Annotated in this window: 6 protein-coding genes; all 6 read left to right on the forward strand. The window is 65.6% G+C overall.

What is annotated here, in order from left to right:
• A partial coding sequence (locus AC1DXV_RS32920; RefSeq protein ID WP_477937712.1) for a VC_2705 family sodium/solute symporter occupies window positions 1-1,128 on the forward strand: 1,128 nt, incomplete at its 5' end.
• 161 nt (window positions 1,129-1,289) lie between these two features.
• Entirely contained in the window at window positions 1,290-1,652 is a 363-nt protein-coding gene (rpsF, locus tag AC1DXV_RS32925; RefSeq protein ID WP_477937714.1) for a 30S ribosomal protein S6, read from the forward strand.
• Window positions 1,653-1,689: 37 nt separating this feature from the next.
• Entirely contained in the window at window positions 1,690-1,971 is a 282-nt protein-coding gene (gene priB, locus AC1DXV_RS32930; protein ID WP_047502598.1) for a primosomal replication protein N, read from the forward strand.
• 51 nt (window positions 1,972-2,022) lie between these two features.
• The gene (gene rpsR, locus AC1DXV_RS32935; RefSeq protein WP_047502601.1) at window positions 2,023-2,313 is read left to right on the forward strand and encodes a 30S ribosomal protein S18; all 291 of its coding nucleotides are present in this window, start codon (window positions 2,023-2,025) and stop codon (window positions 2,311-2,313) included.
• Between the two features lie 11 nt (window positions 2,314-2,324).
• Complete coding sequence (gene rplI / locus AC1DXV_RS32940; RefSeq protein ID WP_047502603.1) at window positions 2,325-2,777, forward strand: 50S ribosomal protein L9; 453 nt, start codon at window positions 2,325-2,327, stop codon at window positions 2,775-2,777.
• Between the two features lie 139 nt (window positions 2,778-2,916).
• The coding region (locus AC1DXV_RS32945; RefSeq protein ID WP_477937716.1) for a DnaB-like helicase N-terminal domain-containing protein at window positions 2,917-3,335 on the forward strand (419 nt) is incomplete at its 3' end.

Genomic DNA, 3,335 nt, shown 5'->3' on the forward strand with positions numbered 1-3,335 from the left:
GCCGAACTGCAGGCGGCCGAGAAGCTGCTGCTGTCGCTGCCGGCCGACGAGGCCGCGGCGCGCATCGCGTGGACGCAGTCGCAGGCGGCCAACGAGGCGAGGGCGCATCCGCTCGGCGGCATGCCGCCGCACGGTACGCCGTTCGCGGGCGACCCTGACGGCACGCCGGGCGAGCGCGAGGCCTTCGGCGATTCGCGCCGCAACTTCATCGCGCTGGTGTTCTGCCTGATGATCGGCACCGCGGCGCTGCCGCACATCCTGGTGCGCTGCTACACGACGCCGTCGGTGCGGCAGGCGCGGCAGTCGGTCACCTGGTCGTTGTTCTTCATCCTGCTGCTGTACCTGTCGGCGCCGGCGCTGGCGGTGCTGGTGAAGTACGAGCTGTTCACCTCGCTGGTCGGCACGCCCTTCGATCAGCTGCCGGCCTGGATCGCGAACTGGGCCAAGGTCGACCCGACGCTGCTGTCGGTGGCCGACATCAACCGCGACGGCGTGCTGCAGCTGGGCGAGATCCGCATCGGCGCCGACATCATCGTGCTGGCCACGCCCGAGATCGCCGGGCTGCCCTACGTCGTCTCGGGCATGGTGGCGGCCGGCGGGCTGGCGGCCGCGCTGTCGACCGCCGACGGGCTGCTGCTGACGATCTCGAGCGCGCTGTCGCACGACGTCTACTACCGCACGCTCGACCCGAAGGCGGCCGGCGGGCTGCGCGTGATGCTGTCGAAGGTGATGCTGCTGCTGGTCGCGCTGGCGGCGGCGGCGCTGGCGACGCAGAAGCCGGCGGACATCGTCTTCCTGGTGTCGGCGGCGTTCTCGTTCGCGGRCTCGGCCTTCTTCCCGGCGCTGGTGCTGGGGGTGTTCTGGCGGCGCGCGAACTGGCTGGGCGCGGTGCTCGGCATGCTGGTCGGGTTGTCGGTGACGCTGTACTACATGGCGCTGAACGAGCCCTGGATGCGCGGGCTGCTGGGCGTGCAGGTGCCGGGGCAGCTGTGGTTCGGCATCCAGCCGATCTCGGCGGGGGTGTTCGGCGTGCCGGCGGGCTTCGCGGCGACGGTCATCGGCAGCCTGCTGGGGCCGGCGCCGGGGCCGCAGACGCAGGCCTTTCTCGACCGCCTGCGTGCGCCTTGAACGAGGCAAGACAGAAAAATGTCCACTCACCCGATTTCTGAGTAGAATCCCGGGTTCGCCTTGCCACACCCAGACGACGCTTGGGGTGGTCTATCACCCAACTGCTTTCCTTTTGCTTTTCGGCGGGGAAGGTCAGGGGTGCAAACCCAAAAGGAGTTTCAATGCGTCACTACGAAATCATCTTGCTCATCCATCCGGATCAGAGCGAACAGGTTCCGGCCATGCTGGAACGCTACAAGGGTGTGATCACCGCCGGCGGCGGCAAGGTCCACCGTGTGGAAGATTGGGGCCGTCGCCAGATGGCTTACCTGATCCAGAAACTGGCCAAGGCCCACTACCTCTGCATCAACATCGAATGCAGCAAGGAAGTCCTCGGCGAGCTGGAAACGGGCTTCCGCTTCAACGACGCCGTGCTGCGTCACCTGACCGTCGTCCGCCCCCAGGCCGACAGCGGTCCGTCGGTGATGATGAAGGCGGTCGAGAAGGAAGAGTCCCGCAAGGCCCCGCAGGAAGCTGCAGCCTGAGAACGGTGAGGTCCCGCGGCTGTCACCCGGGCGTTGCATGAACCGATTGGTTCTGGCGGCGCAAGTGGTGGAGCGAGGGGCTGTGAGATACACGCCGGCCGGGCTGCCGGCCTTCGATTTGAGCCTCAAGCACGAATCGCAGGTCAGCGAATCCGGCCAGGTCCGCAGGGTCTCCCTGGAGATCCGTGCAGTGGCCATCGGCGACATCACACGGCGCCTGCAGGCACTGCCGATCGGAAGCACAGGCACCTTCGCCGGCTTTCTTTCAGCAATGCGCAGCGGTCGCGGCACGCTGTTCCATGTGACCGAATTCGAATGAGCCTCGTGCTCAACCTGTTTGTCCGGATCTGATATTCAAGTGAGGTGAAATATGCCCCCGCCACGTGGTAAAGGTCGGTTCTCGAAGGACCGCAAGCCCAAGCGCAACCAACAATCCCTGCTGTTCCGCCGCAAGCGCTTCTGCCGCTTCACGGTGACCGGCGTCAAGGAGATCGACTACAAGGACATCGACACCTTGCGCGATTTCATCGGTGAGAACGGCAAGATCACGCCCGCACGCCTGACCGGCACGCGCGCGTTCTTCCAGCGTCAGCTGACCACCGCCATCAAGCGCGCGCGCTTCCTGGCGATGCTGCCGTACAGCGACCAGCACAAGGTCTGAGGAGCCACACCATGCAAGTGATCCTGCTCGAAAAAGTGGGCAACCTCGGAAACCTCGGCGATGTCGTCAAGGTCAAGGACGGTTATGCACGCAACTTCCTGATCCCGACCAAGTCCGCACGCCGTGCGACGCCGGTCGCGATCAAGGAATTCGAAGCCAAGCGCGCCGAGCTCGAAAAGGCCGCTGCCGACAAGCTCGCCACCGCGCAAGCGCTGGGCGAGAAGATGAGCGGCCGCACCGTTCACATCACGCAAAAGGCGGGTGTGGATGGCCGGTTGTTCGGTTCGGTGACCAACAACGACATCGCCGAAGCGCTGACGCGCATCGACTTCAAGATCGCCAAGGCGCAGGTTCGCCTGCCCAACGGTCCGCTGAAGACCGTCGGCGAACACGTCGTGTCGGTGGCGCCGCACACCGATGTGGTCGTGGATGTCAAGGTTGTGGTGGTTGGCGAAACCGACTAAGGTTGCGCTCCACGCCTCGATGAAAGGGTCGGCTTCGCCGGCCCTTTTTCATTGGCAAGCGAGTTTTCCGCGGTTGTCCAACGCTTGACCACGGGATGTCCACAGGGTTGCCCACAGCTTGTTGTTGCAGGAAGCATCGATGTCCTCGGTTTTCAATCTCCCCCCGCAATTCGGATCCGACGCAGCGCGCAGCCACGGTGCGGAAGATGACGAGGTGGCGCGGCTGCGCGTGCCGCCGCATTCGATCGAGGCCGAGCAGAGCGTCATCGGCGGCCTGCTGCTCGACAACAGCGCCTGGGACCGTTGCGGCGACCTGCTGCAGGACACCGACTTCTACCGCTACGAGCACAAGCTGATCTACGCGGCGATCGGCGGGCTGATCAACGGCTCGAAGCCGGCCGACGTGATCACCGTGTTCGAGCAGCTCCAGGGCCTGGGCAAGGCGGCCGATTGCGGCGGGCTGACCTACCTGAACGCGCTCGCGCAGAGCGTGCCGAGCGCGTCCAACCTGCGCCGCTATGCCGAGATCGTCCGCGAGCGCGCGGTGCTGCGCAAGCT

The organism is Rhizobacter sp. P3_C12 (assembly GCF_056402735.1).